19 protein-coding genes are annotated in these 20,656 nt (G+C 70.3%); 13 read left to right on the top strand and 6 right to left on the bottom strand.

Translation table 11 applies throughout. The annotated features are described in order from the left end of the window. Positions 1–3 precede the first annotated feature (3 nt). Entirely contained in the window at positions 4–615 is a 612-nt protein-coding gene (locus tag ASC65_RS04930) for a TIGR02466 family protein (RefSeq protein ID WP_056450047.1), read from the bottom strand. A gap of 196 nt (positions 616–811) precedes the next feature. Then, positions 812–1,570, bottom strand: a complete 759-nt coding sequence (locus tag ASC65_RS04925) for a tRNA1(Val) (adenine(37)-N6)-methyltransferase (RefSeq protein WP_235561401.1) — start codon at positions 1,568–1,570, stop codon at positions 812–814. Between the two features lie 104 nt (positions 1,571–1,674). Between ASC65_RS04925 and ASC65_RS04920 the strand changes: the two genes are divergently transcribed. Beyond that, the gene (locus ASC65_RS04920) at positions 1,675–2,703 is read left to right on the top strand and encodes a polyprenyl synthetase family protein (protein ID WP_056450475.1); all 1,029 of its coding nucleotides are present in this window, start codon (positions 1,675–1,677) and stop codon (positions 2,701–2,703) included. Between the two features lie 187 nt (positions 2,704–2,890). Here ASC65_RS04920 and ASC65_RS04910 read toward each other — a convergent pair whose 3' ends face one another. Further along, positions 2,891–4,096: a pyridoxal phosphate-dependent aminotransferase gene (locus ASC65_RS04910; protein WP_056450045.1), complete on the bottom strand. Its 1,206-nt coding sequence runs from the start codon at positions 4,094–4,096 to the stop codon at positions 2,891–2,893. A 205-nt stretch (positions 4,097–4,301) separates the two neighbouring features. On the opposite strand from ASC65_RS04910, the gene ASC65_RS04905 reads away from it, so the two are divergent. The 11 genes from ASC65_RS04905 to ASC65_RS04855 all read left to right on the top strand — a co-directional run bounded on the left by ASC65_RS04905 (position 4,302) and on the right by ASC65_RS04855 (position 17,413). Beyond that, positions 4,302–4,649: a hypothetical protein gene (locus tag ASC65_RS04905; protein WP_056450043.1), complete on the top strand. Its 348-nt coding sequence runs from the start codon at positions 4,302–4,304 to the stop codon at positions 4,647–4,649. A 123-nt stretch (positions 4,650–4,772) separates the two neighbouring features. Continuing rightward, on the top strand, positions 4,773–5,903 hold the full coding sequence (locus ASC65_RS04900) for an efflux RND transporter periplasmic adaptor subunit (protein ID WP_235561400.1): 1,131 nt from the start codon (positions 4,773–4,775) through the stop codon (positions 5,901–5,903). A 1-nt stretch (position 5,904) separates the two neighbouring features. After that, complete coding sequence (locus tag ASC65_RS04895) at positions 5,905–9,075, top strand: efflux RND transporter permease subunit (protein WP_056450041.1); 3,171 nt, start codon at positions 5,905–5,907, stop codon at positions 9,073–9,075. 54 nt (positions 9,076–9,129) lie between these two features. After that, entirely contained in the window at positions 9,130–9,846 is a 717-nt protein-coding gene (locus tag ASC65_RS04890) for a TVP38/TMEM64 family protein (protein ID WP_056450040.1), read from the top strand. A gap of 71 nt (positions 9,847–9,917) precedes the next feature. Next, positions 9,918–10,535, top strand: a complete 618-nt coding sequence (locus ASC65_RS04885) for a glutathione S-transferase family protein (RefSeq protein WP_056450039.1) — start codon at positions 9,918–9,920, stop codon at positions 10,533–10,535. A 258-nt stretch (positions 10,536–10,793) separates the two neighbouring features. Then, a complete protein-coding gene (locus ASC65_RS04880; protein ID WP_056450471.1) occupies positions 10,794–11,834 on the top strand; it encodes a rod shape-determining protein in 1,041 nt (346 codons plus the stop codon). Positions 11,835–12,005: 171 nt separating this feature from the next. Beyond that, positions 12,006–13,130 (top strand): rod shape-determining protein MreC, encoded by a 1,125-nt coding sequence (gene mreC, locus ASC65_RS04875; RefSeq protein WP_056450038.1) that lies wholly within the window; start codon positions 12,006–12,008, stop codon positions 13,128–13,130. Further along, the gene (locus tag ASC65_RS04870; protein WP_056450036.1) at positions 13,127–13,651 is read left to right on the top strand and encodes a hypothetical protein; all 525 of its coding nucleotides are present in this window, start codon (positions 13,127–13,129) and stop codon (positions 13,649–13,651) included. Before mreC ends, ASC65_RS04870 begins: the two co-directional genes overlap by 4 nt. After that, entirely contained in the window at positions 13,648–15,729 is a 2,082-nt protein-coding gene (mrdA, locus tag ASC65_RS04865) for a penicillin-binding protein 2 (RefSeq protein WP_056450034.1), read from the top strand. The genes ASC65_RS04870 and mrdA overlap by 4 nt, the downstream gene beginning before the upstream one ends. After that, the gene (rodA, locus tag ASC65_RS04860; RefSeq protein WP_056450032.1) at positions 15,726–16,883 is read left to right on the top strand and encodes a rod shape-determining protein RodA; all 1,158 of its coding nucleotides are present in this window, start codon (positions 15,726–15,728) and stop codon (positions 16,881–16,883) included. The genes mrdA and rodA overlap by 4 nt, the downstream gene beginning before the upstream one ends. Positions 16,884–16,912: 29 nt before the next feature. After that, positions 16,913–17,413, top strand: coding sequence for a DUF6173 family protein (locus tag ASC65_RS04855; RefSeq protein WP_056450031.1), 501 nt, complete (start codon positions 16,913–16,915; stop codon positions 17,411–17,413). 66 nt (positions 17,414–17,479) lie between these two features. Here ASC65_RS04855 and pip read toward each other — a convergent pair whose 3' ends face one another. After that, complete coding sequence (gene pip / locus ASC65_RS04850; RefSeq protein WP_056450029.1) at positions 17,480–18,454, bottom strand: prolyl aminopeptidase; 975 nt, start codon at positions 18,452–18,454, stop codon at positions 17,480–17,482. A 28-nt stretch (positions 18,455–18,482) separates the two neighbouring features. After that, positions 18,483–18,854, bottom strand: coding sequence for a DUF423 domain-containing protein (locus ASC65_RS04845; protein ID WP_056450028.1), 372 nt, complete (start codon positions 18,852–18,854; stop codon positions 18,483–18,485). A gap of 48 nt (positions 18,855–18,902) precedes the next feature. Here ASC65_RS04845 and ASC65_RS04840 point away from each other — a divergent pair, with 48 nt between their 5' ends. Further along, entirely contained in the window at positions 18,903–20,060 is a 1,158-nt protein-coding gene (locus tag ASC65_RS04840) for an MFS transporter (protein ID WP_056450026.1), read from the top strand. Here the strand turns inward: ASC65_RS04840 and ASC65_RS04835 are convergent. Continuing rightward, positions 20,002–20,649, bottom strand: a complete 648-nt coding sequence (locus ASC65_RS04835; RefSeq protein ID WP_200939786.1) for a hypothetical protein — start codon at positions 20,647–20,649, stop codon at positions 20,002–20,004. The genes ASC65_RS04840 and ASC65_RS04835 overlap by 59 nt on opposite strands. Positions 20,650–20,656: the final 7 nt, after the last annotated feature.

Here is a 20,656-nt window from a genome sequence, read left to right as displayed (position 1 = left end):
GGCTCAGGCGTAGTTGAAGCTGATCGAAATGCGCTCGGACTTGGCCGCGTTCGGCGGCACCTCATGCCGCAGCCAGCTCTCCCACATCAGCACCGTGCCCGGCTGCGGGGCAAGGTAGACGAAGGGCTTCTCGGCCTCGGGGGCGTCGGGATGGACGCCCGGCCGGGCCATCATCATCGGCAGGCGCGGATCCTCCAGCTTCAAGGCCGAGGCGCCGTCGGGCGTCTCGACATAGACCGTGCCCGAAAGGAAGGCGTGCGGGTGGATGTGGCCGGTGTGGCCGCCGCCCGGCTTGAGAATGTTGACCCAGATGTTGTCCAGCCGCGGCTTGCGCGCCAGGTCGAAATTCAGCGCCTTTGCATAGGCTTGCGCGTGGCGGTCGAGGTGCCGCTTCAGCTCGGCGAACTCGGGCAGGCGCTGCGGCAGGTCGGTCAGCGAGCCGTAGGAGGTGTAGCCGCGATAGGCGTGCTCACGGCACCAGGCCCGCCCCGCCAGATCCTCCGCCGCCAGCATCCGGCAGGCGTCGGCGAGCTCGGCGTTGAACGTCTCGAAGCCGGGCGTGACCGCCAGCGACGCTTCATAGACCTGGGTGACGAAAAGGGGGCGCAGGGACATGGCGGGTGGCATAGCGGCTCGTGCGAGGCCCGGAAAGACCGGCGCAGGCAAGTGGCTAGTGGTTAGTGGCTAGTGGCTGGCCGCCGCCGGGGACGCCGTGCTGACCGCGCTGCCCCCCGCCATGTCGGTTGAATGCCGCAGTCGCCGCGCCACCGCTCACTAGCCACTAGCCACTAGCCACTAGCCACTAGCCACTTCAGCTCCACCCCAGCCCGGCCTCGCCCCGCAGGATCGCCTCCGCCTCCGCCGTGTGCTTCGCGCCGCCGCGTTCATGCAGCACCAGCGGCGGCAGCAGTCGCAGCGGCGCCTTGCCGGTCTTGATCGCCCGCACCAGCACCCGCTTGGCCGGCTCGTCGGCGTGGGGGTGGATCGGGCGGATGGCGAAGGAGCCGGCCGTCTCGCCGAGCAGGGACAGCAGGTCGGCCAGGCGGTCGGCGCGGTGGATGACCACGATCCGCCCGCCCTCGCGCACCGCCTTGAGCAGGAAGCGCGTCCAGGCGGCCAGGCCGTCGTCGGCCATCCAGGCGCCGTGCTTGCCAGGTGAGGGCGCCCGCAGCGCGCCCGGGTCGTCGAAGAAGGGCGGGTTCGACACCGCCCAGTCGAAGGTCTCCAGGCCCAGGGCCCGAAAGCCCCCGGCGACGTCGCCCGTGATGATCTCGGCCGCCGCGCCGTTCAGGGTCGCATTCTCGCGGGCCAGGGTCGCCATCGCCGCGTCGCGCTCGACCCCAGCCAGAATCAGGCCGGGCGTGCGGGCGTGCGTCTGCATCAGCACCGCGCCGGCGCCGCAGCCCGCCTCGATCAGCCGTTCGCCGGCCTTCGCCTCCGCTGTCGCGGCCGCCAACAGGGCCGCGTCCAGGCCGGCGCGATAGCCCTTGGCCGGCTGGCGCAGCCGGACCCGGCCGCCCAGCAGGGCGTTCTCGACGATCTCGGTGGTTTCGGCGGATGCGACGGTCACGCGGCTTGACCCTTTCTGGCCCTCCCACCATTGTGCGCCGCACCGTCGTCGGGCAAGGCGTCGGTCTGATTTTCCAGCGCGTTTCCTCCCGGTCGCGCTTGCTCATGAGTCTTCCGTTGGACGCTGTCACCGTCGCCGAGGCCCGCCCCAAGGGCGACGTCGAATCCCTGGTTCGGCTGGCGAAGGACGACATGGCGGTGGTCGACGCCCTGATCGTCGAGCGCATGCAGTCCGACGTGCCGGTGATCCCGCTGCTGGCCGAACACATCGTCTCCGCCGGCGGCAAGCGCCTGCGTCCGCTGCTCACCATCGCCGCCGCCCGCGCCGTCGGCGCCCCGAACGGTATGGACGCCGCCGTCCGCCTGGCCGCCTCGGTCGAGTTCATCCATACGGCCACCCTGCTGCACGACGACATTGTCGACGCCTCGGACCTGCGCCGCGGCAAGGTCGCGGCCCACCTGATCTGGGGCGCGCCGTCCAGCGTGCTGGTCGGCGACTTCCTGTTCGCCCGCGCGTTCGAACTGATGGTCGAGACCGGCCAGATGCGCGCCCTGGGCATTCTCGCCAAGGCCTCCAGCGTCATCTCCGAGGGCGAGGTGCTGCAGCTGACCCGGGCCCACGACCTGGCGCTCGACGAAGCCACCTATCTGCAGATCATCTCGGCCAAGACCGCAGAGCTGTTCGCCGCCGCCGCCGAGTCGGGCGCGGTGGGCGCCGGCGCTGACGAGATCGCCGTCCAGGCCCTGCGCGACTACGGCCAGAACCTCGGCCTGGCCTTCCAGCTGGCCGACGACGCCCTCGACTACGGCGGCCAGTCGGCGGCCCTGGGCAAAAACACCGGCGACGACTTCCGCGAAGGCAAGGTGACCCTGCCGCTGCTGTTCGCCGCCGAGCGCACGGCCGGTCGCGAGGACGCCTTCTGGGACCGCACCATCAACAAGGGCCAGCGCACCGAGGACGACTTCCGCCGCGCCCGCGAGCTGGTGCTCGGCTCCGGCGCGCTGGGCGCCACCATCGAGACTGCCTACCGCTACGCCGACCTGGCCAAGGCCGCGCTCGAGCCCCTGCCGCAAAGCGACTGGCGCACGGCGCTGGAGCTGCTGGCGGACTTCGCGGTCAGCCGGGCGGCCTGATCGCTTCTGTGCTGAAGGGACTCGACGAGGACGAACGCCTCCGCGAGCTCCGGGAGCGCTTTCGATCGGCGACGCCGCCTCGATTCCAGCGGCGTAGGCGAGTGGGCGTGGCCGCTGTGCTCGCGGCCGTCACCCTTATCGCCCTGGCGCTCTGGCTGGCCCCGATGGTCGGCGGCCTGCTGGCCCCTTAGCGCAGCCCCGCGCAGAACCGCTGGATACGGGCGCAGGCCTCTTCCAGCACCGTCTCCGACGTCGCATAGCTGATGCGGAAATAGGGGCTGAGGCCGAAGGCTTCGCCCTGGACCACGGCCACGCCCTCGGCGTTGAGCAGTTCGGCGGCGAAGGTGGAATCGCCATCGATGACCACGCCGCTCTCCGTCGCCTTGCCGATCAGTCCGGCGATGGACGGATAGACGTAGAAGGCGCCCTCCGGCGTTGCGCAGGTGACGCCCGCCGTCTGGTTCAGCATCGAAACGACCAGGTCGCGGCGCTTTTCGAAGGCTGCGCGGCGTTCGGCCATGAAGTCCTGCGGTCCGTTCAGCGCCTCGACGGCGGCCCATTGGCTGATGCTGGTCGGGTTGGAGGTGGTCTGGCTGGCCACCTTGCGCATCAGGTCGATCAGCGGCTTGGGCCCGCCGGCGTAGCCGATGCGCCAGCCGGTCATGGCGTACGCCTTGGAGACGCCGTTGACCGTCAGGGTGCGATCGATCAGGTCCGGCGCCACCTGGGCGATGGTCGTGTACTCGAAGTCGCCGTAGACGAGGTGCTCGTACATGTCGTCGGTCAGCACCCAGACGTGCGGGTGGCGGCGCAGGACATCGGCGAGGCCCTCCAGCTCGGCGCGCGTATAGGCGGCGCCGGTCGGGTTGGACGGGCTGTTGAGGATCAGCCAGCGGGTGCGCGGCGTGATCGCCGCCTCGAGCACGGCGGGCAGCAGCTTGAAGCCGTCCTTCTCCTCGCCGATGACGGTGACCGGCTCGCCGCCGGCCAGCAGGACCATGTCGGGATACGAAACCCAGTACGGAGCCGGCACGATCACCTCGTCGCCCGGGTTCAGGGTGGCGACCAGGGCGTTGAAGATGACCGGTTTGCCGCCGGGCGCGACGTGGATCTGGGCCGGAGCGTAGTCGAGGCCGTTCTCGCGCTTGAACTTGGCCGAGATGGCCGCCTTCAGCTCGGGCATGCCGTCGGCGTCGGTGTATTTGGTCTCGCCGCGGCGGATGGCGGCGATGGCCGCCTCCTTGATGTTCTCGGGCGTGTCGAAGTCCGGCTCGCCGGCGCCCAGGCCGATGACGTCGCGACCCTCGGCTTTCAGCTGCCTGGCCTGCGCGGTCACCGCGAGAGTGGCCGACGGCTTGACGCGGGCGAGGGCGGAGGACTGCAGGCTGGACATGGCGACTCCCGGGAAGGCGGTCCTCATTACGCAGATGCGAAGGGGGGATCAATTGAACGTCCGTTTCACAACACTGCTTTGCCAACCATGCGTCGCGAAGGGACGCGCAGGCTGTAATCGGGGCCGCCCGGCACGCCGCCTGCATCACCGCGCCGCACGCTCGTCCCCGGCGACGCCGCGCCGATCCGGTGCTAAGGAACGGCGGATGCTGAAGGCCATGCGGGACATGATCCGGCGGATGGGCTTCGTCGGCGCGGTGCTGCTGACGATGGCCTTCGCCATGCCCGCCTTCGAGAGCCACGCCTGCGCCGAGGAGCTGTCGCCGACGACGGCCGAGGCGGTCGCAGGGGCGGCTGATGACGCCGGCGAGGCCTGTCCCGACTGCGGTCCGGCCTGCGCCAACGGCTGCTGCCACGCACCGCACGTCGCCACGGCGGCCGAGTTGCCCGGCGGACCGGCCGCGCCCGTCTTCGCCAAGGCGGCGCACTGGCGGCATGTCACCGGCGCGCCCCTGGACCGCCCCGGCGGGCCTGACCGACCTCCACGCCTCTGATCCCCGGCCGGGCCTGAGCCCGGCGCCCCGAGCTGCGCGCGACGTCCGACGTCGCGCGTCCTGAACGCTGGCCCCGACGCCGTCGGGCGAGGATCGATGATGACTATCCAAAGACATTGGCTGATGACCGGCGCCGCCGTCGTCGTCGCCCTGGGCGTGGGCTTCGGCGCCGCCCAACTGATAAACCGGCCCCCGGCCGAGGCCGAGGCCGAACATGCCGAAGAGGGCCATGCGGAAGAGGGCGGCGCAGACGGCTTCGTCGCCCTGTCGCCTGAGGCGGCCGCGCGCGCGGGCGTCGCCGTGGTCGCCATCCAGAGGGGCGGTGGAACGGAGCTGAAACTGCCCGGGCGCGTCGCCTTCGCCCCCGGCGCGGAGGCGGCCGTCGACGCGCCGCTGCCCGGCGCCGTCCTGCGGGTCCACGTCGGCCTGGGCGACCGGGTGGCGGCCGGCTCGCCGCTGGTCACCCTGCGCAGCCCGGAAGGCGCCGCTTCCCGCGCCACCGTGGACGCCGCCGCCGCCGCCGCCGAAGCCGCCCGGGCCGCCGAGCGTCGCGACCGCGCGCTTTTCGAACAGGGTTGGGTCGCCCAGGCCCGGGTCGACGTCAGCGCCGCCGAGGCGCGCCGGGCCGAGGCCGAGCTCCGCGCCGCGCGTGCTCGCGTGGGAGCCTATGGCGCTCCCGGGGCCGACGGCCTGACGGTGGTGCGCAGCCCCATGGCCGGCGTGGTCACCCGGCTCAGCGCCGCCCCCGGGCAGGTGCTCCACGAGGAGGCGCTGCAGGTCGCCGCCGTCGCCGACGCCGCGCGCGTCGAACTGGTCTTCGAGGCCCCGCCCAGCGCCGCCGCCCTGCTGAAGGTCGGCGACCGGCTGGAGAGCACCCTCGCCGGCGCCCAGGCGGTGACCGGCGTGGTCACCGCCATCGCCCCCGCCAACTCGGGCGGGGTTGTCATCGTCCGCGCCCGGCCAACGGGCGCCGTCCCCCCGGCCGGGACGGTGATCTCGGCCCGGGTCGCGGCCGGGACGGGGACCGGCGCCCTCGTGGTGCCGCTGGACGCGGTGCAGACGGTCGACGGCGCCCCGTCGGTCTTCGTCGTAGAAGACGGCGGCTTCCGGGCCCATCCGGTGGTCACCGGCCGCAGCGCCGAAGGCCGGGTCGAGATCCTCTCCGGCCTGACCGGCGACGAGCGCATCGCCGGGGCCGGCGCCTTCCTGCTCAAGGCCGAACTGGCCAAGGGCGAGGCGGAGCACGGGCACTGACATGCTGGACCGTCTTATCGACGCCTCGGTGCGTTTCCGCTGGCTGGTCATCGGCCTCGCTGTCGTCGCCGCCCTGTTCGGCGCGCGCGAGCTGCTGCGACTGCCCATCGACGCCGTGCCCGACATCACCAACCGCCAGGTGCAGATCACCACGGTCGCGCCCGCCCTCGGCCCGGAGGAGGTCGAGCGGCAGGTGACCTTCCCGCTGGAGACCGCCCTGGCGGGCGTCCCCGGCCTGACCGAGACGCGCTCGCTGTCGCGCCACGGCTTCTCCCAGATCACCGCCGTCTTCACTGACGAGACCGGCATCTATTTCGCCCGCAGCCTGGTCAACGAGCGGCTGCAGGGCGCGCGCGAGGACCTCCCGGCGGGCCTTTCGCCCTCGATGGGGCCGGTCGTGACCGGTCTGGGCGAGGTCTACATCTGGACCCTGGAGCTGACCGGCCCCGGGGCGCGGCCCGGCGCGGTCGTGATCACGCCCGAGGGCGAGCGGCTGGTCACCGACCAGGACAAGGCCACCTGGCTGCGCACGCTCCAGGACTGGATCGTGGCGCCCCAGCTGAAGACCGTCCCCGGCGTCGCCGGCGTCGACGTGCTGGGCGGCTATGTGAAGGAGTACGCCGTCCATCCCGATCCGGGTCGGCTGGCCGCTTATGGCGTCGGCCTGGTCCAGCTGGTCGAGGCGCTCGAACACGCCAACCGCATAGCCGGCGCGGGCTACGTCAACCGCGCCGGCGAGGCCTATATCGTGCGGGCTGACGCGCGTCTGAAGAGCTTGGAGGATCTGGCCCAGACGCCGATCCTGAACCGCGGCGGCCAGGTGATCCGGGTATCGGACGTGGCGACGGTCGAGATCGGCCGCGCCCCGCGTCTCGGCTCGGCCAGCGCCGACGGCCGCGAGACCGTGGTCGGCACGGCCCTGATGCTGCAGGGCGAGAACTCGCGCGAGGTCGCTCACCGCGTCGGCGTGCGGCTTAAGGAGATCCAGGCCAGCCTGCCGCCGGGCGTCCGCCTGCGCGCCGAACTGGACCGCACCGAGCTGGTCGAGGCCACCATCCGCACCGTCGAGCACAATCTGGCGCTCGGGGCCCTGCTGGTCGTCGCCGTGCTGTTCTTCGCCTTGGGGAACGTCCGCGCGGCCTTCATCACCGCCCTGGTCATCCCGCTCAGCTTCTTGTTCGCCGCCTCGGCGATGAACCGCTTCGGCATCAGCGCCAATCTGCTGAGCCTCGGCGCCCTGGACTTCGGCCTGATCGTCGACGGGGCCGTGGTGGTGATCGAGAACACGCTGCGTCGGCTGGGCCTGAAGCGGGAGGCTGCGGGCCGTCCGTTGACGGTCGCCGAACGGCTGGACGTCGCCGCCGCCGCCGCTCGCGAGATGGCCCGCCCGGCCGCCTTCGGCCAACTGATCATCCTGCTGGTCTACGCGCCCCTGCTCATGTTCGAGGGCGTCGAGGGCAAGATGTTCGGGCCGATGGCCGCGACCGTCATGCTGGCCCTGGGCGCCGCCTTCGTCCTCAGCTTCACCTTCGTCCCCGCCATGGCTGCCCTGCTGGTGCGCGAGCCCAAGGTCGGCCATCAGGACACCCCGCTGATCCGCGCCGCCAAGGCGCGTTATGCGCCGCTGCTGGAGCGGGCCATCGCCCGGCCCCGCATGGTGTTGGCGGGCGCCGGCGTCGCCCTGCTGGCGGGTCTGATCGCCTTCCTGACCCTCGGCCGGGAATTTGTGCCCCAGCTGGATGAGGGGGACGTGCTGGTCCAGGCGCTGCGGGTGCCCTCGACCTCGCTCGAACAGAGCCAGGCCATGCAGTTCCGCGTCGAGACCACGTTGAAGGGCCTGCCGGAGGTCGAGCGCGTCTTCACCCGCACGGGCACGGCCGAGGTGGCGTCCGACCCGATGCCGCCGTCGATCTCGGACACCTTCGTCATTCTGAAGGACCGCCGGGACTGGCCCGAGCCCGGCCTGCCCAAGGCCGAACTGGTCGAGAAGATGGAGACGGCGCTCTCGCCCCTGCTTGGCAACAGCTACGAATTCACCCAACCGATCCAGATGCGCTTCAACGAGCTGATCGCCGGGGTCCGTTCGGATGTGGCGGTGATCGTCTATGGCGACGACTTCGCGGCCATGGAGCGGACGGCCCGGCAGGTCGCGACCGTCCTCAACGACATAGAGGGGGCCGCCGACGTGCGCGTCGAACAGGTCTCCGGCCAGCCGACCATCACCGCCACGGTCGACCGCACCGTGGCGGCGGCGCAGGGGGTGCACGCCTCCGACGCCGCCGACGCCCTGGCCATCGCCCTGGCCGGGCGCAGCGCCGGCCAGATCAACGAGGGCGACCGTCGCTTCGACGTGGTGGTGCGGCTGGGCGACGCCTTCCGCAACGACCCGGCGATCATGGAGCAACTGCCGGTCATGCCCGAGAACGCCGAGGCCGGGGCGCCGACCATCCCGCTGTCCGCCGTCGCCCGCTTCGATGTCGCCGAGGGGCCGAACCAGATCAGCCGCTCGGACGGCAAGCGCCGCATGATCGTGCAGGCCAATGTGCGGGGCCGTGACCTGGGGAGCTTCGTCGCCGAGGCCCAGGCCAAGGTCGCGGCCGAGGTGAAGGCCCCACCGTCGGGCTGGATCGACTGGGGCGGCCAGTATGAGAACCTGCAGCGCGCGTCTGCCCGGCTGGCCCTGATCGTGCCGATCGTCTTCCTGACCATCGCCGGCCTGCTCGCCCTGGCCCTCCGGTCGTGGAAGGACGCCGCCCTGGTGTTCGCCGGGGTGCCCTTGGCGCTCGTCGGCGGGGCGCTGACCCTGGCGCTCAGGGGAATGCCGCTGTCGATCAGCGCAGCGGTCGGCTTCATCGCCGTCTCCGGGGTGGCGACGCTGAACGGCCTGGTGCTGATGCAGGCCATCCGGGAACGGTCAGCCGCCGGCCTGGAGCCCGCCCGGGCGGCGGTGGAGGGCGCCACGGCCCGCCTGCGGGCGGTGCTGACCACGGCCCTCGTGGCGGTGCTCGGCTTCGTGCCCATGGCCTTCGCCAGCGGCGCCGGGGCCGAGGTGCAGAAACCGCTGGCGACGGTGGTGATCGGCGGCCTGACCACGGCGACCCTGCTGACCCTGCTCGTCCTGCCCGTCCTCGTGGCGCTGGCCGGACGACGGGAAGGGGAGGCGGCGCCGTAAGCGAGTGAGGCGGGGCGTCTCGCCCCGTCCCGCTTCGGATGCTAACCCAGCCCTATGCCTCGTTTCCTCGACTTCATCCTCAACATGGAAGGCCGCCGGTGGCGGGCTCTCCTGGCGACGGCGTTGCTGCTCGGGGCGACTCTCGCCCTGCTGGCCATCGGCAAGAGCCAGATGGGGCTGGAAGCCGAGGAGAAGCTCGAGGCCTGGCTGCAGGGCTACAGCGGCAGCCCCTGGGCCTTCGCGGCGACGGTGGTGCTGTTCATCGTCGCCGCCTTCATCGGCGCGCCGCAGTTCATCCTGATCGCCGCCTGCGTGGTCGCCTTCGGGCCGTCTCTCGGCTTCTGGTACAGCTGGGCGGCGACCGTGGCCTCGGCGGCGGTGACCTACTGGATGGGGCGCGGTCCGACGGCGCGGCTGATCGACCGCTACGGCGGCCGCACCATGGGGCGGCTGAAGGGTTTCGTCGGCAAGAACGCCTTCTACGCCAGCTTCATGATCCGCAACGTTCCCTCGGCGCCCTTCATCGTGGTCAACATGGCCTTCGGGGCGACCCGGGCGGATTTCCTCAAATTCCTCGCCGGCTGCGCCCTGGGGGTCCTGCCGAAGACCGCCCTGGTCGCTTTCTTCGGCGGGGCGGTGGTGACGGCGGTGTCCGGCGACGGAATCTACACCTCGCTGATCCTGGCCGGCGTGGCGGTGGTCTGGCTGGGCCTGATGCTGGCCGTGCGCGAGCTGGTCAAACGGCGCGAGGCGGCGACCGGGGCGGATTAATCGCCGCATCGGCGGATAGGGGAGGGTGTCCCGCGCGTTCCCCAAGACCGGAGTTCTCCCAGGAGACGCTCATGCTGAAGCTCTATTATTCGCCCGGGGCCTGCGCCATGGCCTCGCACATCGCTCTGGAAGAGGCCGGAGCGGAGTACGAGCCGATCCGCATCGATCTCCGCAAGGGCGAGCAGAAGACGCCCGAATACCTCGCCATCAATCCGGCCGGCGTCACTCCGGCTCTGGTCACCCCCGAGGGGGTGCTGACCGAGAACCTGGTGATCATGGGCTTTGTCGCCCAGACTCATCCCGAAGCGAACCTGGCCGACCTCGACTCGCCGTTCGCCTTCGGAAAGATGCAGTCGTTCAACGGCTTCCTGTCGTCGTCCCTGCATCCGGCGCTCGGGCCGGTGCTGTTCTCGCACCCGCCGCTCGAGGGCGAGGCGAAACAGGCCCAGGTCGACAAGGCCCTGACCAAATTGGACTTGATCGAGCACCATCTGCTCAAGGGCCCCTGGGCCATGGGCGAGCAATACACCGTCGCCGACGGCTATCTGTCGGTGTTCACCCGATGGGCCCGGCTGGCCCATCTGCTAGACAAGGATCGCTTCCCAAAACTCAACGCCCACTTCAACGTGGTCCAGTCGCGACCGGCGGTGCAGCGCGTCCTGCACATCGAGGGCCTGCACCCGGTCTGAGCTTGGCCGGAAGCGTCGCTGAAAGCTTGGCTGACGGTATCGTGAACGAAGTGGGGCGAGATACCCCCGCAACGCTGTCCCGCCGTGATTCATGGGGCTTGTAATCGCCCTCGCACACGGGCAAACGGGCCGGAAGGTCGGTCAGGCGATAACGATCAGGAGGCGGCGCGTGTGGGGATGCGCGCGGCCGGGGCGTCGCCGAAGCGGATCGAGACAGCGAACGCCCACCAAGGCCCGAACGAACGGTATCCCGAACCCATGTTCTCCAGCATTTTCGGCGCGATTTCCAACGACATCGCCATCGACCTCGGCACCGCCAACACCCTCATTTACATGAAGGGCAAGGGCATCGTGCTGAACGAGCCGTCCGTCGTCGCGCTGCGAAACGTCGGCGGCCGCAAGATCGTCCACGCCGTGGGCATAGAGGCCAAGCAGATGCTCGGCCGCACGCCCGGTCACATGGAGGCCATCCGCCCCATGCGCGACGGCGTCATCGCCGACTTCGAAGTCGCCGAAGAGATGATCAAGCACTTCATCCGCAAGGTTCATAACCGCAAGGGCTTCGTGAACCCGAAGGTGATCGTGTGCGTGCCGTCGGGCGCCACCGCCGTCGAGCGTCGCGCCATCAACGACTCCTGCCTGAACGCCTCGGCCCGCCGCGTCGGTCTGATCGACGAGCCGATGGCCGCGGCGATCGGCGCCGGCCTGCCGATCCACGAGCCGACCGGCTCCATGGTCGTCGACATCGGCGGCGGCACCACCGAGGTGGCCGTTCTGTCGCTGTCGGGCATCGTCTATTCGCGTTCGGTCCGCGTCGGCGGCGACAAGATGGACGAGGCGATCATCTCGTACATGCGCCGCAACCATAACCTGCTGATCGGCGAGACCACCGCCGAGCGCATCAAGAAGGACATCGGCACCGCCCGGATCCCGGCCGACGGCGAAGGCCTGTCGATCGACGTCAAGGGCCGTGACCTGATGCAGGGCGTGCCGCGCGAGGTCCGCATCTCCGAACGTCAGGCTGCCGAAGCCCTGGCCGAGCCGGTCACGCAGATCGTCGAGGCCGTGAAGGTCGCGCTGGAAGCCACCCCGCCCGAACTGGCCGCCGACATCGCCGACAAGGGCATCATGCTCACCGGCGGCGGCGCCCTCCTGCGCGGTCTGGACGCCGAGATCCGCGACCACACCGGCCTGCCGGTGTCGGTGGCCGACGATCCGCTGTCGTGCGTGGCCATCGGCTGCGGCCGCGTGCTCGAGCATCCGCGCTGGATGAAGGGCGTCCTCGACTCGGCCCTCTAAGGGCCGAGCTTGGAGACCATTCTTTCAATAAGAATGGTCTAGTCCCAATCAGCGCCTCAAATCCCTGTCATCAGGGGGCGGGCGCCGGTTTCTGGATAACCGGATTTTGCGATAGGCTGGATCGTCAGCGGGGGGCGTCCCGCTGATTCCCTCATCTTAGGAAGGCGCGCCGTGGCGTTTCGCGACGGACCGTTCGAGAACATCAAGGTGCCGCTGGTCTGGACCGCGGCCGTTACAGTCGTGCTTGCCGCGATTGGCTCGATCCTCCTTCTGATCAGCGACGCCAAGGCCGGCCCCTCGCCGTACCAGCCAGTGCGCGCTGGCGTTGAGACCGTCACCGGCCCCGTCGGCGGCGTGTTCGCCGCGCCGGTCCGCTGGTTCGGGCACGCCTCCGACTACATCGGCGGCTATTTCTTCGCCGTCTCCGAGAACCGCCGCCTGAAGCGCGAGCTCGCCGAACTTGAGCCGTGGCGCGACCAAGCCATTGCGCTCAAGAACATCAACGCCCGCTACGAGGCCATGCTCGGCCTGCGACCCGAGCCGCCGGTGCCGGCGCAGACGGCGCGCTCCATCTCCGATTCCCGCGGCCCGTTCTCGCGCGCGCGCCTGATCGATGCGGGGTCCGGTAAGGGCGTGAAGGTCGGCAATCCGGTGATCAACGAGCATGGCCTGGTCGGCCGCGTCGTCGGGACCTCGTCGAACGTCAGCCGCGTCTTGATGCTGACCGATGTGGCCAGTCAGGTGCCCGTCCTGATCGACCGCTCCGACGCCCGCGCCATCCTCAAGGGCGACGGCTCGGGCAATCCGCGCCTCGAGTTCATTCGCGGCGTGGGCTCGGTCCAGGTCGGCGACCGCATTCTGTCGTCCGGCGACGGCGGTGGGCTGCCGCGCGGCGTGCCGATCGGCGTCGCCGCCAAGGGCATCGACGGCTCCTGGCGGGTGAAGCTGTTCAGCGACCGCGGCGCCATCGACTATGTGAAGGTCCTGCTGTTCGAGGACTTCGGCCAGTTGATCGCGTCCGACGACCTCAACGCCCCGCCGCTCACCGGCCTGACCACGGCGCCTGAGCCCACGGCCAGCACCGCGGCCGCCGTGGCCGACGCCGCCGCTCGTCGCGACGTCGCCCGCGCCCGGGTCGAAGAGATCCGCGCCAGCAACGCCGCCGCCCCGCCGCCGGCCGCCGCGATCCCGGCGACGCCCGCCCCGACGACGCCGCGTCCCGCCGCGCCCCGGCCCCAGGCCGCGCCGCCGCCCGCCGCCCAACCCGCCGCCCAGCCGCCGGGAGGGACCGAATGAGACGTCCCGTCGCGGTCCGCGTCGTAGGGCCGGTGCAGTGGATCGTCATTCCGGCCCTGATCACGGTGGCCGTCACCATCGTCCTCGCCACTCCGGTGGAGCTTTTCGGCCTGCGCCTGCCTGAGCCGATCATCCCGATGGTTCTGGCCTTCGCCTGGCCGCTGATCCGTCCGTCGATCATCGCCCCGCTGGTGCTGACGCTGCTGGGCCTGTTCCTCGACGTCTTCCTCGGCGCCCAGGGCGCGCTGGGCATGTGGGCCCTGGCCCTGCTGGCCATTTACGCCGTCGTCCTGGGCTCGCGCGCCTTCCTGATCGGCCAGGACACCGCCGTCCTGTTCGTCTGGTACGCCGCCTGCTGCGGCATGGCCTTCCTGCTGTCCTACCTGATCGTCACGGTGAAGGCCGGCAATCCACCCAGCCTGCTTAGCCTGATCGGGCAGGTCGTGCCGACCCTGCTGCTCTTCCCGATCGCCAATGGCATGATCGAACGCTTCGACGACGGCGACGTGAGATTCCGATGAGCTCGGAACCCTCCATCTTCTTCTCGGACGTCAACGAGCGGCAGGGCTCCTTCCTGCGCCGCACCTTCGTGCTGGGCGGCCTGACGGCGCTCGGCGGCCTGGCCCTGACTGGCCGCCTGGCCCAGCTGCAGGTGTTCCAGGCCCAGCAATACGCGACCCTCGCCTCGAACAATCAGTTCAACTTCCGCCTGGTGCCGCCGCCGCGCGGCCGCGTCCTGGATCGCAACGGCGTGGTCATCGCCGGCAATCGACCCAGCTTCCGGGTCCTCGTCGTCCGCGACGAGACCAAGGACCTCGACCAGACCCTCGACCTGCTCGGCCGCCTGCTGCCGGACACCGTCGATCGCCGCCGCTCGATCATCCGCGAGGTCAACGCCGCCCCGCGGTTCAGCCCGGTGCCGGTGAAAAGCGATCTGACCTGGGAGGAGTTCGCCAAGGTCAACCTCTACGCCAACGAGCTTCCGGGCGTGATGGCGGACATGAATGAGGCGCGCTTCTACCCGTTCGGCGGCTCCTTCGCTCACGTCATCGGCTATGTGGCCAAGCCCAACGATCGCGACATCAAGTCGATCGAGGAGAAGGGCGAGAAGGTCCCCGAAATCCTCTTCAATCCGGGCTTCCGCATCGGCCGCCAGGGCGTCGAGAAGGCCTTCGACAAGGACCTGCGCGGCGAGGCCGGCGGCAATCGGGTCGAGGTCGACGCCCGCGGCCGCGTGGTGGCCGAGGACATCGGCGGTTCGCGCCCGGCGGTGCCCGGCAAGGACATCATGCTTACCCTGGACTCCGACGTGCAGAACCGCGCGCTTGAGGTCTACGGCGAAGAATCGGGCGGCTGCGTCGTCATGGATGTGCGCAACGGCGACATCCTCTGCATGGTCTCGGCCCCGTCGTTCGACCCCAACCTGTTCGTCGGCGGCGTGCCGGGCAAGATCTACAACGCCCTGCGCGACTACGAGCGCAAGCCGCTGCTCGACAAGGCGATCTACGGCACCTTCCCGCCGGGCTCGACCTTCAAGATGACCACGGCTCTGGCCCTGTTGGACGCCGGCATCAGCCCGACCGAGCGGGTCAGCTGCTCGGGCGGCTATCGCTATGGCAACCGCACCTTCCGCTGCTGGCGCCGCGGCGGCCACGGTTCGATGGACATGCACAACGCCATCAAGAACTCGTGCGACACCTATTTCTACCACATGTGCAACCGGGCCGGCGTCGACCGGATCTCCAAGATCGCGCATGAGCTGGGCTTTGGTCAGACCTACGAGATCGGCATCGCCGGCCAGTCAAAGGGCATTGTCCCTTCGACCCAGTGGAAGAAGGACTACGCCGCGGCCACCAAGTGGGACGACGACGGCACCTGGTATCCGGGCGAGACTCTGTCGGTGTCGATCGGGCAGGGGGCCCTGGCGGTGAACGCCTTGCAACTGGCGGTGATGACCTCGCGTATCGCCAACGGCCAGAAGGCGATCCATCCGCGGCTGGTGAAGTCGGTCGGTGGAGAAGAGCGTCCCTCGGGCGCGGCCTTCGGCGACCTGCCGATCCCGAAGGAGCACCTCGACATCGTGCGCGGCGGCATGGCGGCCGTGGCCAACGACGTCACGGGCACCGCCTACCGCGCCTCGCAGCTCGGCCTCGGCGACATCCAGATGGCCGGTAAGACCGGTACGGCCCAGTCGCGGGACTACGGCTCGGGCTCACGCGGCCCGCGGGACGCCGTCTGGACTCGCCGGGACCACGCCCTGTTCGTCGCCTTCGCGCCCCATGACGCGCCGCGCTACGCCATCGCCCTGATCATCCAGCACGCTCCGGCCGGCGGCGCCGCCGACGCCGCGCCGCGCGCCCGCGAGATCATGAAGACTGTCCTGCTCAAGGACCCGGACATGCGCGCCCGCATTGAGCGGCCGCTGCCGCCCGAGGCCGTGGTCGACGCCCCCGACGAGGGCGAGGCCGGCGTCGGACCGGGCGGCGAGGTCACCGGCCAGGCCGCCGTCGAGGCGCTGCAGCCCGCCGCCTCCGCGCCGGCGACCCCGACAGCCGCCCCGACGGGTCCCGTTCCCTACAACTCGGCGCCGCCCCAATGACCGCCTCCGCCCTGACCCGTCCCGGCGAGCGCGACCGGATCTCGACCAAGCTGGCGGAGCTGGATTGGCGCCTGATCGGCCTGATCTCCATCATCGCCGGCGTCGGCGCGGCCATGCTCTATTCGATCGCGGGCGGCCACTGGCAGCCGTGGGCGGCCAAGCACCTGCTGCGCTTCGGCGCTTTGCTCATGGTCATGATCGGCCTGGCCATGGTGCACCCGAAATGGTGGTTCCGAGCCGCCTATCCGCTCTACGGCGTACTGCTCGTCCTTGTGCTGATGATCGAGTTCACCCCGCTGGGCTACACCGCCGGCGGGGCGCGCAACTGGCTCAATCTCGGCTTCACGCGGATCCAGCCCGCCGAGTTCATGAAGCTCGGCCTCGTCCTGGCCCTGGCCCGCTGGTACCACAACCACAGCGCCCAGGAGGCGCGCTGGTCCTGGAAGCTGATCATCCCCGCCGGGATGATCGGCGTGCCCTTCATCCTTGTCGCCAAGCAGCCTGACCTGGGTTCGGCGATGATCATCGGCCTGACCGGCGCGGCGGTCATGTTCGCCGCGGGCCTCAGTTGGCGCGTCGTCGCCACGGCCGGCGCTGCGGCCGTGGCCATCATCCCGCCTTTCGTCATGTTCGGCATGCATGAGTACCAGCGGAACCGGGTGCTGACCTTCCTCAATCCCGAAGCCGATCCGAGCGGCACGGGCTACAACATCATCCAGTCCAAGATCGCGCTCGGCTCCGGCGGCGTGCTCGGCAAGGGCTACGGCCTGGGCAGCCAGAGCCAGCTGGAGTTCCTGCCCGAGCGGCACACCGACTTCATCTTCTCGACGGTGTCCGAGGAGTTCGGCTTCGTCGGCTCCTTCACCGTACTGCTTTGCTACGTCGGGGCCATCCTGATCTCCCTGCGCATCGCCTCGCTGGCGCACAGCCATTTCGGCCGCATCGGCGCAGCCGGCATGACCGCCTTCTTCGCCCTGTTCGTCCTGATCAACGGCGCGATGGTGATGGGCATGGCGCCGGTTGTGGGCGTGCCCATGCCGCTGCTGTCCTACGGCGGTTCGTCGATGATGACGGTGATGTTCGGCTTCGGCCTGATCCTGTCGACCCGCGTCCACCGCTACGTCGAACTGCCGAAGGGTCACGGCCTGTTCTGATCCTGCGCTTCGCGCGTTAGGGTCGGACCATGATCGAAAAGACCGCCAAAACGACTCCCGAGACCGCCCCGGCCGCGCTCGACGCCCCCGTCGTCGCGCCCGCCTCCATGTTCTCCGACTGCGGCGACAAGCCGTGCCCGGAGCCCGTCCTGCCCAGCGCCACGCCCGAACAGGCGGCCGCCCTGACCGACGGCGTGCGCATGCGCGAAAATCCGGCCGAATGGGCCTTCGTGCGCCTGTCCAAACTGATCGAGGATTTCGAGAAGGGGCTCGACAAGGACGAGGAGGTCGGGGCCCGCATTGTCGGCCTGCCGGGCGACGGGACCATGCAGATCGAGGACGTCGGCTTCTGGGGCCCGGACTTCATCATGTTCCTGGGCAAGAACCAGGACGGCAAGGCCGTGCGCCTGATCCAGCACTACGCCCAGATCAACGTCCTGCTCGACGCCCGCCGCAAACCCGAGGAGCGGCCCGCCCGCCGCATCGGCTTCCAGCTGTCCGAGATGGTCGAGAAGACCAATCCGAAGTGAGGGGTTAGGTGTCAGGTTCTAGGTTCTAGGATCGCTGCCTAGAACCTAGCCCCTAAAACCTAGCGCCTACTGTGAGGCGGCCCAGTCCGTCGCACGCACCAGGCTGTCGATGATGCCCGGTTCAGTCGAGGCGTGGCCGGCGTCCTTGACGACATCCAGCTTGGCCTCGGGCCAGGCCTTGTGCAGGGCCCAGGCGCCCGACATCGGGGTCACCACGTCGAAGCGCCCCTGGGCGATCCAGCACGGGATGTGGCGGATGCGGCCGATGTTCTTCAGCAGCCAGCCTTCTTCGGGGAAGAAGCCGCCGTTCATGAAGTACCAGCACTCGATGCGGGCGAAGGCCACGGCGAAGTCAGGCTCGGCGAACTTGTCCGGGCGGGCGTCGGGGCCCTGGACGCTGACCGTCTCGCCTTCCCAACTCGACCAGGCGACGGCGCAGCGTTCGCGCTCGGCGCGGTCCTCGCCGGTCAGCCGCTTGTAGTAGGCGCCCATCAGGTCGCCGCGCTCTTCTTCCGGGATCGGCTCCAGGAAGCGGTCCCAGGCGTCCGGGAACAGGTTCGAGGCCCCGTCCTGGTAGAACCAGTGCAGTTCCGGCTTGGTCAGCAGGAAGATCCCGCGCAGCACGAGGGCCTTGGTGCGGTCCGGATGGGTGATGGCGTAGGCCATCGACAGGGTCGAACCCCAGCTGCCGCCGAACACCACCCACTGGTCGATGCCGAGCGTCTCACGCAGGCGCTCGATGTCCTCGATCAGCGTCCAGGTGGTGTTCTCTTCGAGCGAGGCGTTGGGCCGGCTCAGGCCGCAGCCGCGCTGGTCGAACAGGACGATGCGGTATTTGGCCGGATCGAAATAGCGCCGCATGCCCGGGTTCACCGCGCCGCCGGGACCTCCATGCAGCACCACGACCGGCACGCCCTGCGGGTTGCCGCACTCTTCGTAATAGATCTCGTGGACGCCGCCCGTCGGCATCCAGCCGCTCGCGAACGGCTCGATTTCCGGGAACAGGTCGCGTAGGGGCGCGTCGGGCGCTGGGAAGGCCATGCGGGTACTCGAGCTTGGGGTGACGCCGTCAGGCGGCGTCGGATTGGGACCGCAATGCGGCGCCCGCGACCAAAAGCCAAGCCAAGATCATCAGCAGCCCGCCGATCGGCGCCACGGCCCCCATCGCCCTAAAGCTGAGCAGGGCGATGGCCGACAACGCCAGCGAGAAAACCAGCCCTCCGACCGCCGCCAGCCAGCCGGCCACGACGATCAGCCGCCCGCGCCCGGGCCAGACGGCGCAGACCAGGGCCAGCACGGCGTGAACCAGCTGATAATGGGCGCCGGTCGTCAGCAGGGTCTTCACCTGCGGCCCGGCGCCGTGAGCCGCGAAGGCGCCGAGCGCCACGGCCAGAGCCCCGTTCAGGGCGGCGAAGATGACGAGGCTTCGAGTCGCTTTCATGCCGTCACGCTAGCCGACAGACAGCCGCCCGTCTGCTATGCGCCGCCCATGACCGCCGCCCATCGAATGGCCCTTCAGTACGTCCTGCTCTTCGGCGCCAGCGGGGTGAGCCTGCCGTTCGCCGGCCTGTGGTTCCGGGCTCAGGACCTCAGCGGGGCGCAGATCGGCGTCCTGCTGGCCGCGCCCATGCTGGGCCGCATCGCCACCGGACCGCTGCTGGCGGTCTGGGCCGACGGCTTCCGCGCCCGCCGCACCCCGATCGCCCTGCTGGGCCTGGCCATGGCGCTGGGCTACGGCGGGGCCGGCTTGGTCGACGGCTTCTGGGCCTGGGCCGCGTGCTGGTTCGTCGGGGCCACCGCCGCCGCCGCCCTGATCCCCCTGACCGACGTCCTGACCCTGAAGCTGGCGGCGCGGGACGGGTTCAACTTCTCCCTGCCTCGGGGCTGCGGCTCGGCCGCCTTCGTCGCCGCCAACATCGGCATGGGGGCCTGGCTGCTGACCGCCTCGGTCGACGTCGTCATCCTGTGGATAACCGTCGCTGCTCTGGTCGGCGCCGTAGTCGCCGCCCTGGTCCTGCCGCCCGAGCCTGTGGTCGAGGGCGCGCGGGTGCCGGGCCTCGAACGCTTCCGTGGCTTGGGCCGGCTGCTCGCCGACCCGGTCTTCATGACTGCCATCTTCGCCGTCGGGGCCGTCCAGGCGGCGCACGCCTTCCAGTACGGCTTCTCCGCCATCCTGTGGAAAACCCAGGGGATAACCGAGGCCGTGACCGGTCAGCTCTGGGCCTTCGGCGTGGTCGTCGAGATCGCCCTGATGTGGCTGTTCGAGCCGTGGCGCCGCCGCGCCGGCATCGGTCCGTGGAGCCTGCTCGTGGTCGGCTCGATCGCCGCCGTCGTGCGCTGGACCGCCATGGCCTTCGCCCCGCCCTTGTGGCTGCTCTGGCCGCTGCAGGCGCTGCACGCCCTGACCTTCGCCGCGACCTTCCTGGCGGGAGTCCAGATCGTCGAGCGCCTGTCGCCGCCCGACAGCCACACGGCCGCCCAGACGCTGAGCTCGGTGCTGTCCGCAGGGGTGCTGATCGGCCTGGCCACCGCCGCCTCGGGGCCGCTGTACGATCGGTTCGGGGCCGGAGGCTACGCCGCCATGGCGGTCATGGCCCTGGCCGGTCTGCTGGCCGCCCTGCCTCTACGTCGCCGTCTCGAAAGTTAGCGGGCCCGCGAGCGGGGGACAGGTGGCGGGCCATGGCCTGGGCCGCCGCCTTGACCGCCTTGGTCACCGCCGCGGGGCTCTCGTCCGCCGGTAGCCGCAGCAGGCCGACCGCCGGCGTGTCCGCGACCTCATCCAGATGAGCCAGGACGCTGTAGAGCAGGAAGCTGCCGGCGTCGTCTTCGGCTTCTGAAGTGGCCGATGCCGCCAGGCCTGCGTCTTTCAGCGCTCGGACGATGTCGGCGACCGGCGCTGTGGACCGCGCCACGCCGGGACCGACTTCATCCATCCGCGCTGCGCCGCCCAGGGTCCGGTTCTCCGCCCGCAGCTGCAGCCTAAAGTCATCGCCGCGCTGGCTGCGACCGATCAGCAGCAGGGCCCGGGTCCGTTTGTCGGCGAGGTGGGCGGACAGGGTCTCGGCCAGGGCTTCCGGCTCCGCCGCAGCGACCGGCACAGTCCGCGCGCCGGGCGGGCTCCACGGGACGCCTGACAGGTCCTCGACCGGATCCCAGGCGCGCTCGCCCTTGTCCCACGCGCAGATCACGATCGCGGGGCGCGGATCCGACGTCGGCTCGGCGGCTGTGTCGAGCATGAGGCCC

Origin of the sequence: Brevundimonas sp. Root1279, from assembly GCF_001425945.1 — a bacterium.
Classification (GTDB): domain Bacteria; phylum Pseudomonadota; class Alphaproteobacteria; order Caulobacterales; family Caulobacteraceae; genus Brevundimonas.
Note: the sequence above shows the minus strand (reverse complement) of the source record. Positions and strands in the feature narration are given on the sequence as shown.